The sequence below is a fragment of the Flavonifractor sp. genome, from assembly GCF_019422385.1.
In the GTDB taxonomy this organism is placed as follows: Bacteria; Bacillota; Clostridia; order Oscillospirales; family Oscillospiraceae; genus Flavonifractor; species Flavonifractor avistercoris.
In genome coordinates this window covers 26,126-46,965 of record NZ_JAHZDL010000009.1, presented here as the reverse complement: position 1 = coordinate 46,965, position 20,840 = coordinate 26,126, and the positions used below count along the sequence as shown (strand labels likewise).

Sequence of the window (20,840 nt, the reverse complement as noted above, 5' to 3'; positions counted from 1 at the left end):
ACCTTGGCCTCCACGCCGTCGATGGCGTTGAGGGCCTTTTCCACGTGGGCCTGGCAGTGGGCGCACATCATGCCGTTGATGTTCATCACCTTGGTCATGGTACTCGTTCCTTTCGTTTCATCAGATTCGGGAATTTCCCGGGGCATATCTTTCACCGGGGCGGGGGAGGGGACCTCCGGCCGCACCGGGCGGAAGAACTTGAGGCGCAGGGCGTTGGACACCACGCACACGGAGGACAGGCTCATGGCCGCCGCGCCGAACATGGGGGAGAGCTGGATGTGGAACAGGGGGTACCACACCCCGGCGGCCAGGGGTATGCCGATGATGTTGTAGATGAAGGCCCAGAACAGGTTCTCCTTGATGTTGCGGATCACCTTCTTGGACAGCTGCACGGCGGTGACCGCGTCCAGCAGATCGCTCTTCATCAGCACCACGTCGGCGGACTCGATGGCCACATCGGTGCCAGCACCGATGGCGATGCCCACGTCGGCCCGGGCCAGGGCGGGGGCGTCGTTGATGCCGTCGCCCACCATGGCCACCCGCTGGCCCTGGGCCTGCAGCTCCGCCACGGTCTTTTCCTTGTCCTGGGGCAGCACCTCGGCCACCACACGGGTCACCCCCAGCTGGCGGCCCACCGCCTCGGCGGTGCGCCGGTTGTCGCCGGTGAGCATGACCACGTCGATGCCCATGTCCTTGAAGGCCTGTACGGCGGCGGCGCTGGTGGGCTTGGGGGTGTCGGCCACGGCCACCACGCCCAGGAGCCTGCCGCCCTCGGCGAAGTACAGCGGGGTCTTGCCCGCCTGGGCCAGCTCCTCCGCCGCAGCCTCAAAGCCGCCCAGGGAGACGCCCGCCTCGGCCAGCATGACGGCGTTGCCCGCCAGCACGGCCTCGCCGTGGAGGGTGCCCTGGATGCCCCGGCCGGGGGTGGCCAGGAAGTCCTCGATGGGGGCCAGGGGGATGTTCCGGGCCTCCGCCTCGGCGGTGATGGCCTCGGCCAGGGGGTGCTCCGACGGCTTCTCCAGGGAGGCGGCCACGCAGAGCAGCTCCTCCTCGGTGACGCCGGGGGCCGGGCGGCAGTCGGTGACCACCGGCTTGCCCTGGGTCAGGGTGCCCGTCTTGTCCAGCACCACCGTCTTGACGGTGTGCAGGGTCTCCAGGGCCTCGGCGGATTTGATCAGGATGCCGTTCTCCGCGCCCTTGCCGGTGCCCACCATGATGGCCACCGGGGTGGCCAGGCCCAGGGCGCAGGGGCAGGAGATCACCAGCACCGCCACGCCGGCGGTGAGGGCCCGGGTCACGTCGCCGCCGGTGGCGATGAGCCACACGATGGCGGTGACGATGGCAATGCCGATGACGGTGGGCACGAACACCCCAGCCACCTTGTCGGCCAGCTTGGCGATGGGGGCCTTGGAGGAGGCCGCCTCGTCCACCAGGCGGATCATCTGGGCCAGGGTGGTGTCCTCACCCACCCGGGTGGCCCGGAAGGTGAAGGAGCCGGACTTGTTGATGGAGGCGGCGGCCACCTTGTGGCCGGGGAGCTTCTCCACCGGCAGGCTCTCGCCGGTGAGGGCGGACTCATCCACCGAGGAGGCGCCCTCGGTGACCACCCCGTCCACCGGGATGCGGCCGCCGGGGCGTACCACGATCAGATCGCCCACCACCACGTCCTCCACAGGCAGCTCCACCTCCTGGCCGTCCCGCAGCACCATGGCCGTCTTGGGGGCCAGATCCATCAGCCGGGTGATGGCCTCGCTGGTCTTGCCCTTGGAGCGGGTCTCCAGCCACTTGCCCAGGGTGATCAGGGTGAGGATCATGCCGGCGGACTCGAAGTACAGATCCATAGACCAGTGCTCCACGTGGGCCAGGGCTGCGGCGGTGTCCCCCACGCCGTAGGCCGCCCGGCCCAGGTTCCAGGCGATGAGGAACAGGGCCGCCACGCCGTATACCACGGCGGCGGCGGAGCCCAGGGCGATCAGGGAGTCCATGTTGGGGGAACGGTGCCACAGGGTCTTGAAGCCCACGGTGTAGTATTTCCGGTTGATGAACATGATGGGCAGGGTGAGCAGGAACTGGATAAACGCCACCACCAGGGCGTTGGACGGCTGGTGGAAGAAGGCGGGCAGGGGCCAGCCCATCATGTGGCCCATGGCGATATAGAACAGGGGAACCAGGAACACCAGGGAGGTGAGGAAGCGGCGCTTCATGCCGGCGGCCTCCTCCGCCATGGTGTCGGTGGGGCGGGCGGCGGCGGCCGGGGCCGCCTGGCCCGCCGGGGCGGGGAGGGAGGCGCCGTAGCCCGCCTCCTCCACCGCGTGGATGATCTGCTCGGCATTGGTCTGATCGGTGTACTCCACCAGCATGGAGCTGCCCAGCAGGTTCACATTGCAGCTCTCCACGCCGGGCACCCCGTTCACAGCCTTCTCCACATGGGCGGAGCACGCAGTACAGGTCATGCCGGTTACGTTGAATTTCTGTTTCATACGGATGCTTCTTTCTAAGCGGCGGGACTCACTTCAGGATGTGTCCCAGGGTGGTCACAAACTCGTCGATCTTCTGACTCCGCTCCTCCTCACTGGCGGCCTCCCGGACGCAGTGCTTCAGGTGGGCGGAGAGGATCTCCTTATTGGCCCGGTTGAGGATGGCCTCGGTGGCCATGAGCTGCTGGGAAATATCGATGCAGTAGCGGTTTTCCTCCACCATCCGGATGATGCCGTCCATCTGTCCCCGGGCGGTTTTCAACAGGCGGAGGATTTTTTTCTCATCTGCCATCATGGTACTTAACACCCCCCTGGGGTGTAGTATAGACCGACGGCAAACCAATGTCAAGCCCCCTGCGGAAGAAATTTGTGGCAGCTAACCGGAAAGCAAAAGAGCGGGGCCCTCCGCGAGGGCCCCGCCCAGGCTGTCAAGAAACCCTCCCGCTGAAGGATTCGGAGGGAGGGATAGTGTGAAAGGGAACCGTCAGGGTTCCCTTTCGCGTTGGATCAAACAACTTTTTGAAACTTTTTGAAGTTTCAAAAAGTTCAGCCGCGTGTCGAAAAGACTTTTTCGACACGCGGCGGGGCCCTCCGCAGAGGGCCCCGCCGGGGATTTATTCCTTGCCCCTGGTGTCCCGGAACAGCAGGGAAATACACCAGATGGCGGCCAGGCCCACCAGGGTGTAGATGATCCGGCTGACCATGCTGTCCTGGCCGCCGAACAGGGCGGCCACGATGTCAAACCGGAAGATGCCGATGCTGCCCCAGTTGAGCCCGCCGATGATGGCGAGAATCAGAGCAATCTTATCTAAAAACATGGAAACGCTTCCTCCTCACATTGAGATACGCCGTTAGCATTTCCATGTGCGCAAAATTTATGCGCTTATTTTGTCAGAAGCCGCCCCAGCCAGCTCTGGTGCAGCTCCACGGCCTTCTGGGGGCACAGCTCGTGGCAGCAGTAGCAGTGGATGCAGGCATTCTGGCTGATGCGGGCCTTTTTCCCCGGGGCGGTCATGGCGATGGCCTGGCCGGGGCAGGACTTGGCGCAGATGCCGCAGCCCACGCATTTGGCACCGTCGATCCTGGGCGTCTGGGAGAGGGCCTTCTTGCAGAGCCTTTCCGCCGGGCGGGCCAGAGGGCCCAGGAAGTCCATGAGATTGGACTTGGTGCTGGCGGGGAATTTGTAGTCCGCCATGCGCAGCTCCTCCACCGTGCCGCCGATGAGCTCCACGTCCTCCATGCGGCAGGGGGTGAGGCCCCGCCGCTCCGCGGCCAGCAGCACCGGGTTGTCCTTCCGGGGCAGGTTCATGATGGCCCCGGCGGCGGTGTCCAGGGCCAGGGGGTTGGCCGAGGCCAGCAGCAGCCCCGCCTGCCGGGGGGTGCCGGAGGAGCCGGGGCCGTCCCCTTCCATGGCCAGGATGCCGTCCATCAGGCTGAGCCGGGGCTTCACATACCCGGTCAGATCCAGCAACACGTCGGCAAAGGTCTCGTGATCCGGGTGGGTGGCGTGGTAGCCCACCTTGGACAGGCCGGGGATCACCCCGAACAGGTTCTTCACCGCCCCCGTCATGCTCATGAGCACGTGGGTTTTCATCTTGCACAGGTCGATCACCCCATCGGCCTCCGCCACGGGGGTGATGATCTCTGCCTGGCGGAGCACCTTCCCCTCCGGCAGGGACACGGTGCGGGTGGAGGAATCCATGGACAGCTCCGCCCCGGCGGCCGCGGCGGCCGCCGCCATGCCGGTTTTCTCGTACAGACTGCGGAGCACGGACTCCTTGTGCAGGGCGCCGCCGGGGCTGTCGCAGATCACCGGCGTGCCCCCCGCCTCCTTCACCAGCCTGGCTACCGCCTCCACCACCGCCGGGTGGGTGCAGATAGCGCTCTCCGGCGGGGCGGCCCGGAGCAGGTTGGCCTTGAGGACGATCCGCTCCCCGGGGCGGACAAACCGGCCCATGCCGCCCATCTGCTCCACCAGGGCGCGGATGCACGCCTCCGCCTGCTCGTAGTCCGGGCAGGACGCCGCGTAGACCTGAGTTTCTTCCATGAAATGACCTCCTAGGGGTTCAAACTTTCCTCAGTATACCCGCCGGAGGGGGCTTCGTCAAGGCCGGGGAGCTTTCTCAGGGCGGGGGCGGCGGTCAGGGCCACCGCCAGACTGGCCCCCAGGCCCAGGAGCACCACCACCCAGACCCGGGCCTGGAAGGCCTCGAACAGCACGCCGTACAGGGCCTGCCCCAGGGGCATGGCGCAGGTGGAGATGGCGGAGACGAAGGCGGCCACCTTGCCCAGCAGGTGGGGCGGCGTGGCCCGCTGGAGGTAGGTCTGGGCGGCCACGGTAAACAGCATGGCGCAGGCCATGCCCGCCAGCACGGCGGCCAGGATCACCCCGTAGGCCGCCAGCGGCGGGAGGCCCAGCACCAGGGCCAGGGTGATGGGGAGGAGGGAGAGGGCGGTGCCCAGCAGGAAGCGCCAGGCACCCCGCAGCCCCGTCCGCCCCAGGGCCGCGCCGGAGAGCATACCCCCCAGGATGGAGCCCAGGCTCAGGGCCGCCTCGGCGAAGCTGTACAGCTGGGAGGACAGGCCCAGAGTGATCTTGATGAGGTAGGGCAGGCCCACGAGGAACAGGGCGGAGAGGAACAGGTTGATGAGGGCGATGAGGGCCAGCACCCGCAGCAGACCGGGCTGCTCCCGTACCAGAAAGACCCCCGCGTCCCGGAGATCCCGGCCCAGGGCGGCCAGGGGCGCGCCGCCGTCCCCCCGCCGCCGGAAGGGGATGCGGAGGAACAGCTCCATCACCGCCGAGCCGAAAAAGCAGGCCGCCCCCACCCACACGATGGGGGCCAGCCCCACCCAGCCGTAGAGCATCCCGCCCAGGATGGGGCCCAGCAGGCTGGACAGGGCCTGTACCTGGGCCACCACCCCGTTGGCGGCGGGGAGATGTTCCTCCGCAGCCAAAACGGGGATGCTGGCCTGGACGGCGGGCTGGTAGAGGGCCTGAATGGCGGAGAGAAGCACCATCATGCCCCCCACCGCCGCCACCGAGTGTCCCCGGGCGAACAGCAGGCCGTAGCCCGCCGCCAGGGCGGCGGTGGAGAAGTCCAGGCCCCACATGATCCTCTGCCGGGGCACCCGGTCGGCCAGCACGCCCCCCAGGGGGGAGCAGAGGAGCACCGGCACCATGGACAGGGCCAGCACCCCGCCGAAGGCGGCGGCGGAGCCGGTGGCGTCCAGCACCTGGAGGGGGAGGGCGAAGCGGAGGACGGCGTTGCCCAGGAGGGAGATGATCTGTCCGATCACCATGAGGGTGAAGTCGCGGGAGAACAGGCGGGCTGACTTCATGGAAAGAGCTCCTTTCATTTTAATACCGACGGTTGGTATGTATTGTGCCCGGAAAAACCGCCCTCGCCGGGAGGGCGGTGGGGGGCGCGGAGGGTCAGAGGGTCTCAATCACCTGGTCGTAGTAGCTGAGGGCATCGGCCTGGAGCTGTTCGTCCAGCACGGGCAGGCCGAAGCGCTTCAGAAACTCGGCGCTGAAGCGGAGCTTGCGGGCAAACTCCTCCCGGCTGCCGGCGAACATGCCCGTCCACACGTTGGTCAGGAGCATGAGCACCTCCGCCACCTCGTGGGGGTACTCCACCCCCTGGATGGAGCCGTCGTCGATGCCCAGGCGGATGATCTTCTCCACGTAGGGGGCGGCGTCCCGGAAGGTGGACTCCAGGGTGAGCAGGGTGATCTTGGGGTTCTTCACCACGTAGCCGATGACCAGCCGGTCCACCTTCCGCTTGGCCGGGTCGGTGAGAAAGTGGCGGAAGGCGTAGCGCAGCTTCTCCAGGCCGTTCTCCCCGGGGATCTTGGACAGGTCGGGGAACCAGTCCAGCCCCTCGTAGTAGCGGTCGTTGAGGCGGTCGATGATGTCCTCCTTGGACTTGAAGTGGTGGTAGATGGCCCCCTTGGACATGCCCAGGGCGTCCACAATGTCCTGGATGGTGGTGTGCTCATAGCCCTTCTCGCTGAACAGGCGCATGGACACGTCCAGGATTTTCTCCACGGTCTCCTCGGGATGCTTGTTGCGGGCCATGGGGCCCCCTCCTTTTCATACATACCGTCGGTATGTTTAAAATAACACAGCGCCGCCCCTCTGTCAAGAGGGGCGGGCGGGTTCAGTCCATGCCCTTTGGCCCAAAGCCGTGGGGCATCAGCTCCCCCAGGGTCAGCTTCACGAAGCTGTGATCCTTTCGCGCCACCAGCAGGGTGAGCTCGGGGGCAAACTCGTAGAGCATCTGGCGGCAGGCGCCGCAGGGCCAGCAGGGCTCGGTGGAGTTGCCCACCACGGCCAGGCGGACCAGGTCGTCCCGGTGCCCCTCGCTCACCGCCTTTACCAGGGCGGTGCGCTCGGCGCAGATGGTGGAGCCGAAGGCGGCGTTCTCCACGTTGCAGCCGGTGAACACCGTGCCGTCGGCGCACTCCAGGGCGGCCCCCACGGGGAAGTGGGAGTAGGGCACATAGGAGCGCTCCAGCATGGTGAAGGCCAGCTCCACCAGCTCCTGATCAGTCATCATACCAAAGTCCTCCCTTCAAACAGAAACGTGGTACAGTGGGTCTGGAAGCCCATTGTACCACGTTTTTGGATGGCCTGCAACTACCGGGAGCAGGTGCGCACGGCGGGGAGGAGGAGCATGAGCCCCCCGCAGGCCAGGGTGACCACGCCGGAGAGGAGGAACCACACGGTGAGCCCGGCGGCCCCGGCGAACAGGGCGGTGAGGCCCAGCCCCACCGGGGAGGCCAGAGTCATGATGGCCCCCGTCAGGCCCAGCACCCGGCCCAGGTACTCCGGCTCCACCCGGGTCTGGATCAGGGCCATGAATACCGAGTTGAAGAAGGGGGCGGACAGGCCCATCAGCCCGGACAGCGCCGCGAAGGCCCGGAAGCCGCCGGGGGGCAGCAGGCCGGAGAGCACCAGGGTCAGCCCCAGGCCCAGCACCGCCGCCGTCATGGTGAGGATCTTGTCCCGGGTTCCGCCCCACAGGCCCAGGATCACCGAGCCCAGCAGCATCCCGGCGGAGAACAGGGTCTCCACCAGGGCGGCGGAGGCGGAGTCCCCGCCGAAGTAGTCCATGCTCATCAGGGGGAACAGGGCGGACACGGGCAGGAAGGCCACGGAAAACAGGGCGCAGATCAGGGTGAGCTCCCACAGCCAGCGGTGGGAGCGGAGCACCGCCAACCCCTCCCTGGTGTCCTGCCACAGCCGGAGGGGCGCCCTGTGCGCCCCGGCCCGGAGGACGGGCAGGCGGGCCAGCAGCACCCCGCCGATGGCAAACACCGCCCCCAGGGTGTCCAGCAGGAGGATCCAGGCCAGGGGCACGTGGGCGTAGAGCACGCTGGCCAGGGCGGGGGAGAGGAGCATGGACACGGTCTGGATGCCCTGGCTCCACCCGGCGCACCGGGTCAGGGACTCGGGGGGCGCGATCAGGGGGGTGACAGCCTGGATGCAGGGAGAATGGAAAGCGCCGCCCACGCTGCGCAGGGCGGCCACCACCAGGATGGGGGCCACCGGCAGCGGCCCGGCGAAGGCCAGGGCGGCCAGCGCCAAAGAGATGATTCCGATGGCCCCGTCGGAGATCATCATGATGATCCGCCGGTCAAAGCGGTCGGCAAAGGCCCCGGTGAACAGGGAGAGCACCCCCTGGGGCACCATGGCCGCCATGGTGGCCAGAGAGAGCACGGCGGGGGAGCCGGTGAGATCGGTCAGATACCAGATCAGGGCGTACTGGGAGACCATGCTGCTGAGGATGGACAGGGCCTGCCCCGTCCAGAGGAGGACGAATTTCTGCTTCCAGTGAGGGATCATAGACACTCATTCCTTTCCCAGCCGCGGTAAAGGATAGCTATGGTACCACGCCGCCGGCGGAATGTCAAGAGAAAAAGGCGCCCTGCCCGGCGGAAGGCCGGGCAGGGCGCCAAGGGGGACGGAACTTACCAGGTGACGCCCAGATCGGGCCGCACGTCCAAGTCGATGATCTCCCGGGCGTCGTAGAACTGCTTGTACCACTCCAGGGCCTTGCCGTTGCGCAGGGTGGTGCCGTCTGGGTGGAGCCGGTCGCAGATGACGGCGGAGATGTCCTTCTTGATATAGGAGAAGGAGTTGATGCCCACGCTGGCGAAGATGCGGAAGCCCTGGCTCTGGAGGTACTGGAAGGCGGGGCCGGTGGAGTGCCAGTCGTCCCCGTCGGGCCGGCCGCCGTGGGGGTAGAAGAGGATGTTGGTGGGACCCACCAGGCTCCCCACCTCCTCCTGCCAGCGGACGGTGTCCCGCTGGATGGATTCCAGGGGCCGGCTGTCCAGGCGGATGTGCCCCCAGGTGTGGGAGCCGAAAGTCCAGCCCGTCTCCTTGAGGCGCTCAATCACCGGCTTGACCGCCTCGATCTCCGCCTGCCGCCTGGCGTCAAAGGCGGGGCGGGCGGGGTCGTCGGCGGCGATGTCGATGTCGTTCTGGGTGCGGTAGCCCAGGATGCCCTGATAGCCCGTCAGGGAGAAGATGGCCTTGGCCCCGTTGAGGGAGAAGTCGGGGTGCTCCAGCACGAACTGATCCAGAATGGGGGTGGCGTCCAGCTCCTGGGTGAGGAAGGTCTCCTTGGTGAAGGGGTCGGTGCACTCGGCCCAGATCTGGCCGTCCTCCCCCAGCACCAGCTTGGAGGTGAAGCCCTCGGCCAGCATGTAGTCGTAGTAGTTCACGTCGTCAAAGGAGATAACCAGGGGCTTCTTGCCCTCGGGGAGCATGAGGGTGTTGCGCTCCATGCGCTTGACGCCGTCCTCGCCGGTGACCTCGCTCCACACATCCCCCATGTTCACCAGGATGTAGCCCTTGTCATAGACGCTCTGGAGGATCTTCTTGAACTCGTCCGCCGTCACCATCCAGTCGTCCAGGCCCTCCTGCCGATCCTGGGGCACCGCGTCGGAGAAGGCGAACTCGGGGTAGGCGATCACCGGGTGGAAGAATAGGTGCTCCACCACCTGATCGGGGCCCCAGGCCTGGGTGAGCTGCTCCTCGCTCCAGTAGGTGCGCACCGCCTCATAGGGGTCGGGCTCCGGCGTGGGGGTGGGCGTGGGGGTGGCCACGGCCACGGGGGTGTTGTCGGCGGGCTCCTCCGTGCCGCCGCCGCAGGCGGCCAGAGGGAGCATCAGGGCGCACGCCAGCGCCAGGGCGGCGGCTCTCGTGAGTATCCGTTTCATAGGTAGGGTTCCTCCTGCATGTTTTCTCTATAGGTCTATCTTACGACGGGATACGGGGAAAGGAAACAACAAAAGGGTGACAAAATTCTTACGATTTTATGTCGCCAAAAAGCGGGACCCGGTGGACCAGCAGGGTGGAGGCGGCGCCGGTCACCGCGCCGGTGACCAGGGAGCACAGCAGCAGGGGGGGCAGGTATACCAGGGGGGCCCGGGAGCCCAGCACCGCCATGGCGGCCAGGATCTGCCCGGTGTTGTGGGCGGCGGCCCCGGCGATGGACACGCCGAACAGGGACAGGAAGGGACAGCGCACCAGGGCGGCCATGACAGCCAGGGCCAGCAGCCCGCCGGTGAGGGAGAAGGCCAGGGCCATCAGGTTGCCCCCCAGCAGGGCCCCCAGCAGGCACCGGGAGACCAGGATGAGCAGGGCCTCTCGCCCGGACAGGCGGCACAGGGCGTAGGTGGTTACCAGGTTGGCCAGGCCCAGCCGAAGGCCGGGCAGGGGGAAGAGAATGGTCAGGGGCACCAGCCCCTCCGCCACCGAGAGGGCCAGGGCCAGGGCGGTGAGCACCGCGCAGCGGGTCAGCCGCCGCAGGGGGGACGACAAGGGGAGACACCTCCTTTTTCCAAAAATGAGGGAACTTTTCAGCCGGTCACGGCGTCAAACTCCTGTTGGCCTCCGGTGAGGGAGATCACCAGCCGGTTGGGCAGGCAGATGATCTGCTCCCCCGCCCGGCTGATCCAGCCGGTGTGGACGCAGTCCTGGCTGGGGCAGGCGCTCTCCCCGATGCAGACGCGGCCGGGCTCCAGCCGGATGGTCAGGGGGTAGTCGGTCTGCTCCAGCGTGATGGTCACCGGGCCGGTGAGGGCGGACAGATCGTACTCGGCGATAAGCTCACCCTCTAAGACGACGGAGGCGGTCAAAAAGTTGCTCTCCGCCGGCCGGAGAAAAAAGAGCAGGGCCACGGCGGCGGCGGCCACCAGCAGGGCCAGCAGCCCGTCCCACAGGGTGGGGCGGCTGCGGTCAGCGGCGGGCGATCTCATAGGTGTAGCCTCCGTCCTGGTCGTAAAGCTGGAAAGCATCCTCCAGCCCCTGGGTGACGATGATGCGGTCGTCATCGGTGCACAGCACCAGCTCGAAGTCGTCCCGGCTCCGCCAGAAGTCCAGGGCCTCCTCCGGCCCCGCCACAAACAGAGCGGTGGACAAGGCGTCGGCCAGCACGTGGTTGGCCGTGACCACCGTGACGGACAGCAGGCCGGAGTCCGCCGGATAGCCGGTCTTGGGGTCGATGATGTGGTGGTAGCGCACGCCGTCCTCCTCAAAATACCGCTCATACCCGCCGGAGGTGGACAGGGTCACGTCCTCCAGCTCCAGGATGCACAGGTAGCCGTCGGTGTTCCGGGGATCCTTCACCGCAACCCGCCAGGGATCGCCGTCGGGCCGGGTGCCGATCACGGTCACATTGCCCCCCAGGTCGATGGTGGCCCGCTCCACGCCGGCGGCCCGGAGGGCCTCCTCCGCCTCCCCGGCGGCGAAGCCCTTGGCCACGGCGCCCAGATCCACCTCCATGCCCGCCTGGAGCAGCCGGGCCGTGGAGGTATCCCCGTCCACCTCCAACTGGGTGCTGTCCACCAGAGTCAGGGCGGCGGAGAGGGTCTCCGCCGAGGGCACGTGCCGCTCCTCGGTGGTGAAGCCCCAGGCGTCCATGACCGGGGCGATGGTGATGTCAAAGTCGCCGGGCAGCTGCTGGGAGACGGACTGGGCGAAGGAGAGCAGCTCCGCCACGTCGGGCTCCACCTCCACCGCCGTGCCGTCCCCGGCGTGGGCGTTGAGCCGGGAGATCTGGCTGTCCGGATCGGTGCGGGAGAGCAGGCCGTCCAGCCGGTTCACCGCCTCCCGGGCGGCCTGGACGCCCGTTTGACCCTGTTCGCCGTAGGCAGTGACGCTCATCACCGTGTCCATGGAAAAAAACTGCAGGGAGGCGGGCTCCTCTTGCCCGGAGGCCGCCGGCCCGGCGCAGCCGGCGCACAGCAAAAAAATACCCGTCAAAAGGAGGGAAGAAATCCGGTGTTTCATGGCATACTCCTTAATAACCACAGGTTTGATCAAGGGTATTCTACCATAGTTTTCGGACAGTGAAAAGAGAAAACGAATCTCTGCTTGCAAAGCAGCGGATTTTCTGCTAGAATAAAGAAGATTGATGACTTGGTGGCGTCCATGCGTGGCAATTTCAGACCGGGCGCCCAGCCACAGGAGATGGATACATGAACAAGAAAGAACAACAGATTCAGCGCGCCAAGCAGGAGGACGCGATTTTAACCAAGGCCCTATGGTGGATTGTGGGGGCTGTGGTGCTGGAGGCCCTGCTGCTTCTGCTCAATCAGGTCTACTCCCATTATACTCCGGCGCAGATCCAGCTGGCTGTCGCACTGCGCAGCGTGTTTACCGGTCTGGCGATCGCCCTGCCCATCTGTTTTGTGTTGCTGCTGATTTGGGCCGTGAAGGCCCGCAAGTCGGGGAAGCATGCCGGCCTCTCCGCCGCGCTGGCCATCATTGTCTTGGCTCTGGCGGCCTGCGCGGTGATCATCCGCGTCTTTGACGAGAGCGGTATCCGCCTGCTCTATGTGGCGGTGCCCGCCGTGGCGGTGCTGGCGCTGATCTACTACCTCTACCAGCGGGAATTCTTCTTTGCCGCCGTCCTCAGCGCCCTGGGCATTCTGGGCGTGAAGGTGGTACCCTACCGGGTGAGTTTCCCGGAAATCGCTTACACCTATGCCATTGTGCTGGGCGTGGTTCTGGTGGGCGCTGTGGTGGTGTTTTGTATCATGCAGACCGCCGGGGGTAAGCTGAAGCTGGGCGGCAAGTGGGTGGAAATCCTGCCCAAGAGCGCCAATTACGTCCTGCTCTATGTGACCTGCGCCGTGGTGGCCGTGGTGGTGATCGCGGCCCTGGTGCTGGGGGCCCTGACCCTGCTGTACGGCGTGCTGGTGGCTTGGCTGCTGATCCTGGCCGTGTACTACACTGTGCGCCTCATGTGATACCAGACCGAAACCGGCGGACCGCTGTGCGGTCCGCCGGTTTTTTGCAGGCAGAAGCAGTAGCAGCAAATCTGCTATCGGAGAATTTTGAGCACGCGGGCCGGAATAGGAGCAGGCTCCGGCGTGAGAGCCTTATTAAGCGGATGCCTGTCCCGCCGAAAGCTGAGACGTCCTGCCCGCAGGGGAAAACAGGCACAGCCTGATCCGCGCAGAAGAGCGCCTCCCCACGGGGAGGCGCTCTTCTTATCTACCGTTAGTTAGATCTCGCCGGCGGCCTTCTCGCTGCCCCGGACATGGCCCTCACCGTGGATGATGTACCTGGACACGGCCTTGTACACCAGGAAGGTGATGGCGGAGTTGATGCCCGCCTTGAGCAGGTTGAAGGGGAGAATTACAGTCACCAGCATGGCGTCCACCATCTCAGTGGGTACGCCCATGTAGAAGGGGGTGATGAAGTGATTGGCGATCATCATGCCCACGCCCATAGCGATGGTGCCCAGCACCAGGCCCACCACCGCGCCGGGGCGGGTGTGGAACTTCCGGTAGATGGTGCTGGCAACCATGACCAAGATGCCGGTAGCGATCACGTGCATCAGGAAGCCGTAGATGCCGTCACCCCCCAGGAAGAAGGCCTGGATGAAGGAGGCCAGCACCGTGACGATCAGGCCGGCCACCGGGCCGAAGGCGAAGGCGGCAATCAGGATGGGCACGTCGGCGGGGTCATACTGGAGAAACGCGGCGGAGGGGAAAAGGGGGAAGTGCACCAGTGTGATCAAAACGGCTGCAATGGCGGTGAACATGGCCAGCAGAACCAGCTTTTTGATGCGTGCCGACTTTTCAGACATAACAAAACACTCCTTTTTGATCTGGTAACACCTGAAAGACCCATGCCTTCCAGGTGTCAAAATCAAAAGGAGCGTGCCCAATTTCAACACATCTTCTTTCATCCAGACTTCGCGCCCGTGTCTGTGCGCGTCACTGTCGGTTCCGGAGTTGCACCGGATCTGCCGTTGCCGGCTCGCGGACTGTACCGCCGATCGGGATTTTCACCCTGCCCTGAAGACATCTCATTCAGTTGTTCCAACACCATTATACACACTCTGCCCCAAATTGCAAGCACAATTTTTACAAACAAATGTTCGACGACCATTGACTTGCCTTTCGGGATATACTACAATGAGAGAAAATCAGAGACGGGGGAGCGGTATGAATCGAGAGACGACATGCAGCTTTACCGGCCACCGGCCGGAGAAGCTGCCCTGGCGTAGGGATGAGAGAGACCCCCGCTGCCTGGCGCTGAAGGAGCGGCTGGCGGCGGCGGTGGAGGACGCCTATGACCGGGGGATGCGGCACTTCCTGTGCGGCATGGCCCGGGGGGCGGACTTCTACTTCTGCGACGCGGTGCTGGAGCTGCGGGAGCGGCGGAGCGGCGTGACGCTGGAGGCGGTGATCCCCTGTGAGGAGCAGGCCGCCCGCTGGAGCGAGCGGGAGCGGGAGCGCTGGTTTTCCCTGGTGGAGCGGTGCGACGGAGAGACCATGCTGCAGCACCACTACGATAAGGGCTGCATGCTCCGGCGCAACCGGTATCTGGTAGACCACTCGTCCATGCTCATTGCGGTGTATGACGGGATGCTGGGAGGCACCATGTACACCCTGTCCTACGCCATGAAGCGGGGGCTGGAGACCGTCATCCTGGAGGTATAGCAGGGGCGCACCGGAGGTGCGCCCTTTAGCGTCTCGAAAAAGCGCCTCTGCCGCTTTTTCGAGAAAGGCCACATGGCGGAAGAGGTTCGTTTTCTTGCGAAAAAGTCACCCCTTCCGCCATGAGAAGTGTCATTTCCGAGGCACCTGTCCCCGGAAATGACGGATTTCGATTTGATTCCTGCGGCTGCGGCCGCAGGAACTCTGCGAGGCTTTTTCTCACGGAAGGTTTTTCGACAGCTTGAGGGGCGCACCGGAGGTGCGCCCTTTTTCAGCCTGAATTTTCTGCAAATGCAGAAAACATCTTGACAGTTATCTTCTGCAAATGTAGAATAAAAGCAGAAAGATTTGCAAATGCAGAAAAAGGAGGGACGGCCATGAAGCGGGACGGACGGCTGCCCGAGTCGGAGCTGGATATCATGCTGGCGGTGTGGGAGGCCGGAGAGGAGGGGGCCACGGCCCCGGGCATCCTGGAGGGGCTGGCCCGTCCCCTGACGGCCAGCGCCCTGCACAGCTATCTCAAGCGGCTGGAGGACAAGGGGGTTCTGGCCTGCCGGAAGGAGGGAAGAACCAACCGCTACTTCCCGCTGATCTCCCGGGCGGACTATGAGAAGCAGGAGGGCCGCACGGTGCTGGACAAGCTGTACGCCGGGTCGCTGAAGCGGTTCGCCGCCGCCCTCTACGACGGGGGCGCCCTGTCGCCGGAGGATGTGAAGGAGCTGGAGGACTATCTGGACACCCTGAAAAAGGAGGGGTAGTATGGAAAACCTGTTCCTGCGGGTGCTCACCCTGTCCCTGACGGCGTCGCTGGTGCTGCTGCCCCTGCTGGCGCTGGCCCCCCGGCTGCACCACCGCTACGCCGGGCGCACCTTCTATGTGCTGTGGCTGGTGCTGGCCGTCCGGCTGGTGCTCCCCGTCCAGCTCATCCTGCCGGAGCCGGCGGTGACGGTGGAGCTGCCCCCCTCCCAGGCGGTAACCGTGCCCGCCGCGGTGCGGCCCCGGGCGGAGGCGGCGGTGTCCGATGTTCCCCAATCCGCCGGGGCCGCGGAACCCGCGCCCGCTGCGCCGGAGGCGGGGCGCACCTTCTCCTGGACGCAGTTGGGAACCTGGCTGTGGCTGGGCGGCGTAGCGGCCCTGCTGGTGTATCAGGGGGCGGGCTACGCCCTGGCCCGGCGGAAGCTGCTCCGGGACGCGGAGCCCGGCTCAGAGGAGGAGACCGCCCTCCTGGCGGCCCTGGCCGCCGGGCTGGGGGTGCGGCGGGCGCCGCCCCTGCTCCGCACGGCGGACGCGGCCTCCCCCATGGTGCTGGGGCTGGCCCGGCCGGTTCTTCTGCTGCCGGAGGGGCAGTTGCCGGAGGAGGCGCTGGAGGTGGTGCTCCGCCACGAGCTCACCCACCTGAAGCGCCGCGACGTGGCCTATCAGGCCCTGCTGCTCCTGGCCCGCACCGTCCACTGGTTCAACCCCCTGGTGTGGTGGATGGGCCGGGAGGCGGGCCGCAGCCTGGAGCTGTGCTGCGACGACGCGGTGGTGCGGGGGAGGGACGAGGCATTCTGCCGCCGGTACGGCTCGGTGCTCCTGCGCACCGCCACCGGGGGGCGGATGCCCCTGTCCACCCAGTTCGGCGGCGGCAAGGGACAGCTGAAAGCCCGCCTGGGCAACCTGTTCCGCAAAAAGCGCAACAGCGCCGCCCTGGTGTGCATCGCCCTGGCCTGCGCCCTGCTGTGTACCTCCCTGGTAGCCTGTGAGCAGGCAAAGCTCACCCCCGAGGAGGCCCTGGACGCCCTGGAGGACAGCATCGCGGTGGAGGGCGACCGCATTTCCTTCACCGTCCCGAAGCACTGCGGCCCGGAGGATCTGTGGGAGATCACTGTCAGCGGCTTGTCGGAGACGGAGGAAGGCGTGGTCAGCCTGCATTACTTTGAGAACGAGGCGTGGAAGGCGGGGCAGGGCTACGCGGTAGGGATGACAACAGAGGTGTGGCAGACAGTCACCGAGCTGACCCTGGAGGCGTGCCCGCCCCAGGCCTACGGCACGGGCACCTATACCGCCGCGCGGCTGGGACGCACCATCGACCTGCTGGCCCTCTGGCGGACGGCCAACGGCCTGCCGGCCGAGGATATTGGTGAGTGGAACCGGATGGCCGCCGATGCCGCCATGGACGCTCTGGAGGGCAGCATGACCTATGACGAGGGCACCGTGACCTTCACCCTTCCCAAACTGGATCTGCCGGAGGAGCTCTGGCGGGTACAGATTTCCGGCCAGGCGGAGACGGCGGAACTGGGAGGCATCAGCCTCCACTATATGGAGGATGCCGAGTGGACGCCGGGCGAGACCTACATTCTGGAGATCCCGCCGGAACAGTGGGAGGAAATCACCCAGCTCTCCCTGGACGCCTATTGCACAGCACAGCCGGACAGCGACTTTCTGGGCTTTGAGGGGACAGTGGATCTCCTGGCGGGATACCGGGAGGCCAACGGGATCCGCGGGGATGCGCTGGTCTACGAAAATGAGGCCCGGGGACTCACCCTCACCCTGCCAGGCAGCTGGAAGGAATATGGAGCCTGTCAGGAGGGAGAGGACAGCGTCATCTTCTACTGCGCGGCCCTGGGGCCGGAGACGGGAGGAATTGCCCAGGTGAGCTTCCTGGACGAGCCCCTGGAGGCCGTCACTGACCGGGACACCCTGCTGGGCTGCAGGCCTGGGTGCTATGTGTACAGCTATGGCTATCAGGTCCCGCTGCCCGCCCTCCAGCAGGCGACCCGGGAGGTGCGCAGCCGGTATAATGCTCTGTATGAGGACTTCCAGCACCGGCTGATCCTCTCTTTTAACGACGGTCTGCCGGTGCTCCCTTCGGATAAGCCGGACTTTTCTTTCAATGGAACCACATTTTCTTGTGGGAACCAGAGCTGGGACATCACTTCCCGCATCAAGGCAGCGACTGGCATCGTATCCGCCGTTCCCGTGGGTGATAAAATTGTGGTAGAGTGCCATGTTGGGCCGAAAAATGGCGCATACTGTATATTTGATACTGCCAGCAAGTCTTTTGAGGCCAATTTGCAGGGGAATCATCTGACCTGGTACAACGACGACATCACAACAGCGGTATACTCTTTTTGGTCGGATGTCTACGCATACGATGGGCGAATGATAAAATCATATGATCTGGCAGAAGATGCTTACATTTATGATCTGGCTTTTTCAGAGGACAGAAACGCATTGCACGTGACGATTGTCCACGGAGATGGCACGGAAGAGGCGGACGTGATTGACCTATAAACCCAGTGGAAGGGAGCAGGATGTGAGATACTCCCGCCTTGGCATACAGGATGAGGCTCCTGATATAATTTTATAAATCACATAATATAATATAAAAAATAAACAAACGGACAAGCTGCAAACAAGCCCAATTTTAAGCAAACTGCCGTTTTTGTCTGAAGTTTTGACAGGAAGCGGATTTTGTCTATTTCACTTCCGAAGGATGCGCGGTATCATAGCCACAATGAAAGGTATTGCAATGCCGCGAAAGGGGAAAGACAAGATGAAGATTCCTGACAGCCTGAAACGCTACGGTCTGGCCAAGGTGTTCGACTACCTGGATAAGGATCCCATGAACAACATGGCCAAGGTGATGGAGCTGGTGAACAAGTTTGCCGGCCCTGAGACGCTGGCCACCCAGCGCCAGGCCTTCGACAACGTGATCAACGACGAAAACTCCTGCTGGCATCAGCTGATTGAGAAGGTCTGGACTCAGACGGATCCCAACGTGCTCAAGACCCTGTTCAACAACTTCTTTGTGAACGCCAACCTGGTGGGCTGGCCCAAGCAGGAGGAGAACCGCAAGAAGTACGGCTGCAACATCCCCTGGGCCATTCTGCTGGATCCCACCTCCGCCTGCAACCTGCACTGCACCGGCTGCTGGGCCGCCGAGTACGGCAACAAGCTGAACCTGACCTTTGATGAGATCGACTCCATCATCACCCAGGGTAAGGAGCTGGGCATCTACCTCTACATCTACACCGGCGGCGAGCCCCTGGTGCGCAAGAAGGATCTGATCGCCCTGTGCGAGAAGCACAGCGACGCGGCCTTCCTGTCCTTCACCAACGCCACCCTGATCGACGAGGAGTTCTGCCAGGATATGCTGCGGGTGGGTAACTTTGTCCCCGCCATCTCCCTGGAGGGCTTTGAGGAGGCCAACGACTCCCGCCGCGGCCAGGGCGTATACAAGAAGGTCACCGACGCCATGGCCCTGCTGAAGAGCCACCACCTGCCCTTCGGCATCTCCGCCTGCTACACCAGCGTCAACTACAAGGACATCACCAGCGAGGAGTTCTACGACAAGATCATCGATCTGGGTGCCTACTTCATCTGGTTCTTCCACTACATGCCCGTGGGCAACGACGCCGCCCCCGAGCTGATGCCCAACCCCGAGCAGCGGGAGGAGATCTACCACCGCATCCGCGCCATGCGCCAGACCAAGGGCATCTTCGCCATGGACTTCCAGAACGACGCCGAGTACGTGGGCGGGTGCATCGCCGGCGGCCGCCGCTACCTGCACATCAACGCCAACGGCGACGTGGATCCCTGCGTGTTCATCCACTACTCCGACTCCAACATCCGGGAGAAGACCCTGCTGGAGTGCCTCCAGTCCCCCATGTTCATGGCCTACCATGACAACCAGCCCTTCAACGAGAACATGCTCCGTCCCTGCCCCATGCTGGAGAACCCGGAGTTCATCGAGAAGATGGTCAACGAGACCGGCGCCCACTCCACCGATCCCCAGTCCCCCGAGACGGTGGAGCACCTGACCGCCAAGACCCACCCCTACGCCGACAACTGGACGCCCACCGCCGAGAAGCTGTGGAGCCAGTCCCACCCCGGCTGCGGCGGCTGCACCGCCTGCGCCTCTGAGAAGCAGTAAAATACCTGCTGTCCGCCCGCACGGAATCCGTGCGGGCGGCTTTTCCTGCCATGAATGAATAAAAGTCATTGACTTATTTTCACTGGCGTGGTAGACTGGGGCCGAGGTGAGAACAATGGCGCGTATATCCAAGCCGCCGGAGGTGCGGCGGCAGGAGATTCTGGACACGGCCATGGAGCTGTTCGCGGAGAAGGGGTACGAGGACACCTCCATGGCGGACATCGCCAGGCGCATGGGGGTGGTGCAGGGCCTGTGCTACCGGTACTTTGACTCCAAGCGGGTGCTGTTTCAGGAGGCCATGGAGCAGTATGTGAAGGAGTGCTGCGCCGCCGGCCTGCCCATCATCCACGACCGGAGCCGCACCATCCGCCAGCGGCTGGACGACATGGCGGAACTGGTCCTCCGGATGGAGGACACCGCCCGCCACCGGGCCTTCTACCACCGGCCGGGCAGCCAGTCCTTCCACACGGAGCTCAACCTGCGCATCTGCGAGTACCTGGTGCCCCACGTGGCGGAGGAGCTCTCCGACGCCTGCGCCCGGGGGGAGCTGCGCCTGGAGCACCCGGAGCTGACGGCCAGCTACCTGCTCCACGGGCAGATCGGCCTGCTGGGGGAGAGCGGCACGCCCCTGGAGACACGGGTGGCGCTGCTCCGCCGCTGCGCCGACCGGATTCTGGAGCCGGAGAACTGAATCCCCCCATCCGCCCCGGCCGGGGAGACCCGCCGGGGCCCTCTCACCCCACACGAGTGAACTATATTCAATGACTAGAATTCAACGAAGGGATGGACAACCATGCAAGATTACAAGGAGAACTCCCGCCGGGCTTTTGACCGGCAGGCCCCCACCTACGACACCGCCAGTTTCGGCAGCCACGCCCGGGGCCTGTACCCCATCCTGCTCTCCCAGCTGGCCCAGCTCCCCCGCCGCCGGGTGCTGGACGTGGGCTGCGGCACCGGGGAGCTGCTGCGGATGGTGGGGGAGCGGTTCCCGGAGACAACCCGCACCGGGCTGGATCTGTCGGCGGAGATGCTCTCCATGGCCCGGCACAAGCTGGGGGAGGGGGTGGAGCTGGTGCGGGGGGACGCGGAGCGCCTGCCCTTCGCCGACGGGGCCTTCGACGTGGTGCTCTGCTGCGACTCCTTCCACCACTACCCCAATCCCAGGGCCGTGCTGGCCCAGTTCGCCCGGGTGCTCCAGCCCGGCGGGATCCTGCTGCTGGGGGAGTGCACCTCCCCGGCGGGGGTGCGGACGGTGACCAACCTGCTGCTCCCCCTGTCCCGCGAGGGGGATGTGCGCATCTACAGCGCCAGGGAGCTGGAGGAGCTGCTGTCCACCGCCTTCCACGGGGTGGAGTGCCGCCGGGTCAGCCCCACCGCCCTGGTGGCCTGGGGGGTAAAATAGCCGGAATTTTGGATAAAAATGGAGAAAATGCCTGCAAATTTCACAATTGTGCGGCGAAAGGAGACGTGATACA

General features: G+C 65.0%; 20 protein-coding genes and 1 riboswitch. Of the genes, 7 read left to right on the top strand and 13 right to left on the bottom strand.

Annotated elements, in window-relative coordinates; genetic code table 11:
- The 12 genes from QZ378_RS02625 to QZ378_RS02570 all read right to left on the bottom strand — a co-directional run.
- The coding region (locus QZ378_RS02625) for a heavy metal translocating P-type ATPase (RefSeq protein WP_291257216.1) at positions 1-2,480 on the bottom strand (2,480 nt) is incomplete at its 3' end.
- Positions 2,481-2,508: 28 nt separating this feature from the next.
- Positions 2,509-2,772, bottom strand: a complete 264-nt coding sequence (locus QZ378_RS02620; protein WP_191528165.1) for a metal-sensing transcriptional repressor — start codon at positions 2,770-2,772, stop codon at positions 2,509-2,511.
- Positions 2,773-3,091: 319 nt separating this feature from the next.
- Positions 3,092-3,295, bottom strand: coding sequence for a DUF378 domain-containing protein (locus QZ378_RS02615; protein ID WP_087239344.1), 204 nt, complete (start codon positions 3,293-3,295; stop codon positions 3,092-3,094).
- A 65-nt stretch (positions 3,296-3,360) separates the two neighbouring features.
- A complete protein-coding gene (locus tag QZ378_RS02610; protein ID WP_291257215.1) occupies positions 3,361-4,524 on the bottom strand; it encodes a DUF362 domain-containing protein in 1,164 nt (387 codons plus the stop codon).
- Positions 4,525-4,535: 11 nt separating this feature from the next.
- A complete protein-coding gene (locus tag QZ378_RS02605; protein ID WP_291257214.1) occupies positions 4,536-5,819 on the bottom strand; it encodes an MFS transporter in 1,284 nt (427 codons plus the stop codon).
- A 94-nt stretch (positions 5,820-5,913) separates the two neighbouring features.
- Entirely contained in the window at positions 5,914-6,558 is a 645-nt protein-coding gene (locus QZ378_RS02600; RefSeq protein WP_291257213.1) for a TetR/AcrR family transcriptional regulator, read from the bottom strand.
- An 82-nt stretch (positions 6,559-6,640) separates the two neighbouring features.
- Entirely contained in the window at positions 6,641-7,036 is a 396-nt protein-coding gene (locus QZ378_RS02595; RefSeq protein ID WP_291257217.1) for a cytidine deaminase, read from the bottom strand.
- Positions 7,037-7,119: 83 nt separating this feature from the next.
- Complete coding sequence (locus QZ378_RS02590; RefSeq protein WP_291257212.1) at positions 7,120-8,328, bottom strand: MFS transporter; 1,209 nt, start codon at positions 8,326-8,328, stop codon at positions 7,120-7,122.
- 125 nt (positions 8,329-8,453) lie between these two features.
- The gene (locus QZ378_RS02585) at positions 8,454-9,710 is read right to left on the bottom strand and encodes a polysaccharide deacetylase family protein (protein WP_191378815.1); all 1,257 of its coding nucleotides are present in this window, start codon (positions 9,708-9,710) and stop codon (positions 8,454-8,456) included.
- A gap of 88 nt (positions 9,711-9,798) precedes the next feature.
- Positions 9,799-10,314: a Gx transporter family protein gene (locus tag QZ378_RS02580; RefSeq protein WP_191378814.1), complete on the bottom strand. Its 516-nt coding sequence runs from the start codon at positions 10,312-10,314 to the stop codon at positions 9,799-9,801.
- Positions 10,315-10,352: 38 nt separating this feature from the next.
- Positions 10,353-10,751: a NusG domain II-containing protein gene (locus tag QZ378_RS02575; protein WP_191528170.1), complete on the bottom strand. Its 399-nt coding sequence runs from the start codon at positions 10,749-10,751 to the stop codon at positions 10,353-10,355.
- A complete protein-coding gene (locus tag QZ378_RS02570) occupies positions 10,732-11,784 on the bottom strand; it encodes an FAD:protein FMN transferase (RefSeq protein WP_291257211.1) in 1,053 nt (350 codons plus the stop codon). Before QZ378_RS02570 ends, QZ378_RS02575 begins: the two co-directional genes overlap by 20 nt.
- 188 nt (positions 11,785-11,972) lie before the next feature.
- Between QZ378_RS02570 and QZ378_RS02565 the strand changes: the two genes are divergently transcribed.
- Positions 11,973-12,746 carry a hypothetical protein gene (locus tag QZ378_RS02565; RefSeq protein ID WP_191528172.1) on the top strand — a complete coding sequence of 258 codons (774 nt, stop codon included), beginning with the start codon at positions 11,973-11,975 and terminating at the stop codon, positions 12,744-12,746.
- Between the two features lie 257 nt (positions 12,747-13,003).
- On the opposite strand, the gene QZ378_RS02560 is transcribed toward QZ378_RS02565, so the two are convergent.
- Entirely contained in the window at positions 13,004-13,591 is a 588-nt protein-coding gene (locus QZ378_RS02560; protein ID WP_291257210.1) for an ECF transporter S component, read from the bottom strand.
- An 86-nt stretch (positions 13,592-13,677) separates the two neighbouring features.
- A riboswitch (FMN riboswitch) is annotated at positions 13,678-13,814 on the bottom strand.
- A gap of 138 nt (positions 13,815-13,952) precedes the next feature.
- Here QZ378_RS02560 and QZ378_RS02555 point away from each other — a divergent pair.
- The 6 genes from QZ378_RS02555 (at position 13,953) to QZ378_RS02530 (ending at position 20,767) form a co-directional block, all read left to right on the top strand.
- Positions 13,953-14,450 carry an SLOG family protein gene (locus QZ378_RS02555; protein WP_291257209.1) on the top strand — a complete coding sequence of 166 codons (498 nt, stop codon included), beginning with the start codon at positions 13,953-13,955 and terminating at the stop codon, positions 14,448-14,450.
- A 374-nt stretch (positions 14,451-14,824) separates the two neighbouring features.
- Positions 14,825-15,205: a BlaI/MecI/CopY family transcriptional regulator gene (locus tag QZ378_RS02550; protein WP_291257208.1), complete on the top strand. Its 381-nt coding sequence runs from the start codon at positions 14,825-14,827 to the stop codon at positions 15,203-15,205.
- A gap of 1 nt (position 15,206) precedes the next feature.
- Positions 15,207-17,723 carry a M56 family metallopeptidase gene (locus tag QZ378_RS02545; RefSeq protein WP_291257207.1) on the top strand — a complete coding sequence of 839 codons (2,517 nt, stop codon included), beginning with the start codon at positions 15,207-15,209 and terminating at the stop codon, positions 17,721-17,723.
- Positions 17,724-17,985: 262 nt separating this feature from the next.
- Positions 17,986-19,365: a radical SAM protein gene (locus tag QZ378_RS02540; RefSeq protein ID WP_291257206.1), complete on the top strand. Its 1,380-nt coding sequence runs from the start codon at positions 17,986-17,988 to the stop codon at positions 19,363-19,365.
- A gap of 115 nt (positions 19,366-19,480) precedes the next feature.
- The gene (locus tag QZ378_RS02535) at positions 19,481-20,056 is read left to right on the top strand and encodes a TetR/AcrR family transcriptional regulator (RefSeq protein ID WP_291257205.1); all 576 of its coding nucleotides are present in this window, start codon (positions 19,481-19,483) and stop codon (positions 20,054-20,056) included.
- A 102-nt stretch (positions 20,057-20,158) separates the two neighbouring features.
- On the top strand, positions 20,159-20,767 hold the full coding sequence (locus tag QZ378_RS02530) for a class I SAM-dependent methyltransferase (protein WP_291257204.1): 609 nt from the start codon (positions 20,159-20,161) through the stop codon (positions 20,765-20,767).
- Positions 20,768-20,840 lie beyond the last annotated feature (73 nt).

Coding starts and splice junctions, on each gene's coding strand:
- QZ378_RS02590 (WP_291257212.1), bottom strand. CDS start 8,328: ATGATCCCTCACTGGAAGCAGAAATTCGTCCTCCTCTGGACGGGGCAG.
- QZ378_RS02575 (WP_191528170.1), bottom strand. CDS start 10,751: ATGAGATCGCCCGCCGCTGACCGCAGCCGCCCCACCCTGTGGGACGGG.
- QZ378_RS02600 (WP_291257213.1), bottom strand. CDS start 6,558: ATGGCCCGCAACAAGCATCCCGAGGAGACCGTGGAGAAAATCCTGGAC.
- QZ378_RS02585 (WP_191378815.1), bottom strand. CDS start 9,710: ATGAAACGGATACTCACGAGAGCCGCCGCCCTGGCGCTGGCGTGCGCC.
- QZ378_RS02540 (WP_291257206.1), top strand. CDS start 17,986: ATGAAGATTCCTGACAGCCTGAAACGCTACGGTCTGGCCAAGGTGTTC.
- QZ378_RS02560 (WP_291257210.1), bottom strand. CDS start 13,591: ATGTCTGAAAAGTCGGCACGCATCAAAAAGCTGGTTCTGCTGGCCATG.
- QZ378_RS02570 (WP_291257211.1), bottom strand. CDS start 11,784: ATGAAACACCGGATTTCTTCCCTCCTTTTGACGGGTATTTTTTTGCTG.
- QZ378_RS02615 (WP_087239344.1), bottom strand. CDS start 3,295: ATGTTTTTAGATAAGATTGCTCTGATTCTCGCCATCATCGGCGGGCTC.
- QZ378_RS02620 (WP_191528165.1), bottom strand. CDS start 2,772: ATGATGGCAGATGAGAAAAAAATCCTCCGCCTGTTGAAAACCGCCCGG.
- QZ378_RS02550 (WP_291257208.1), top strand. CDS start 14,825: ATGAAGCGGGACGGACGGCTGCCCGAGTCGGAGCTGGATATCATGCTG.
- QZ378_RS02610 (WP_291257215.1), bottom strand. CDS start 4,524: ATGGAAGAAACTCAGGTCTACGCGGCGTCCTGCCCGGACTACGAGCAG.
- QZ378_RS02565 (WP_191528172.1), top strand. CDS start 11,973: ATGAACAAGAAAGAACAACAGATTCAGCGCGCCAAGCAGGAGGACGCG.
- QZ378_RS02595 (WP_291257217.1), bottom strand. CDS start 7,036: ATGACTGATCAGGAGCTGGTGGAGCTGGCCTTCACCATGCTGGAGCGC.
- QZ378_RS02535 (WP_291257205.1), top strand. CDS start 19,481: ATGGCGCGTATATCCAAGCCGCCGGAGGTGCGGCGGCAGGAGATTCTG.
- QZ378_RS02530 (WP_291257204.1), top strand. CDS start 20,159: ATGCAAGATTACAAGGAGAACTCCCGCCGGGCTTTTGACCGGCAGGCC.
- QZ378_RS02545 (WP_291257207.1), top strand. CDS start 15,207: ATGGAAAACCTGTTCCTGCGGGTGCTCACCCTGTCCCTGACGGCGTCG.
- QZ378_RS02605 (WP_291257214.1), bottom strand. CDS start 5,819: ATGAAGTCAGCCCGCCTGTTCTCCCGCGACTTCACCCTCATGGTGATC.
- QZ378_RS02555 (WP_291257209.1), top strand. CDS start 13,953: ATGAATCGAGAGACGACATGCAGCTTTACCGGCCACCGGCCGGAGAAG.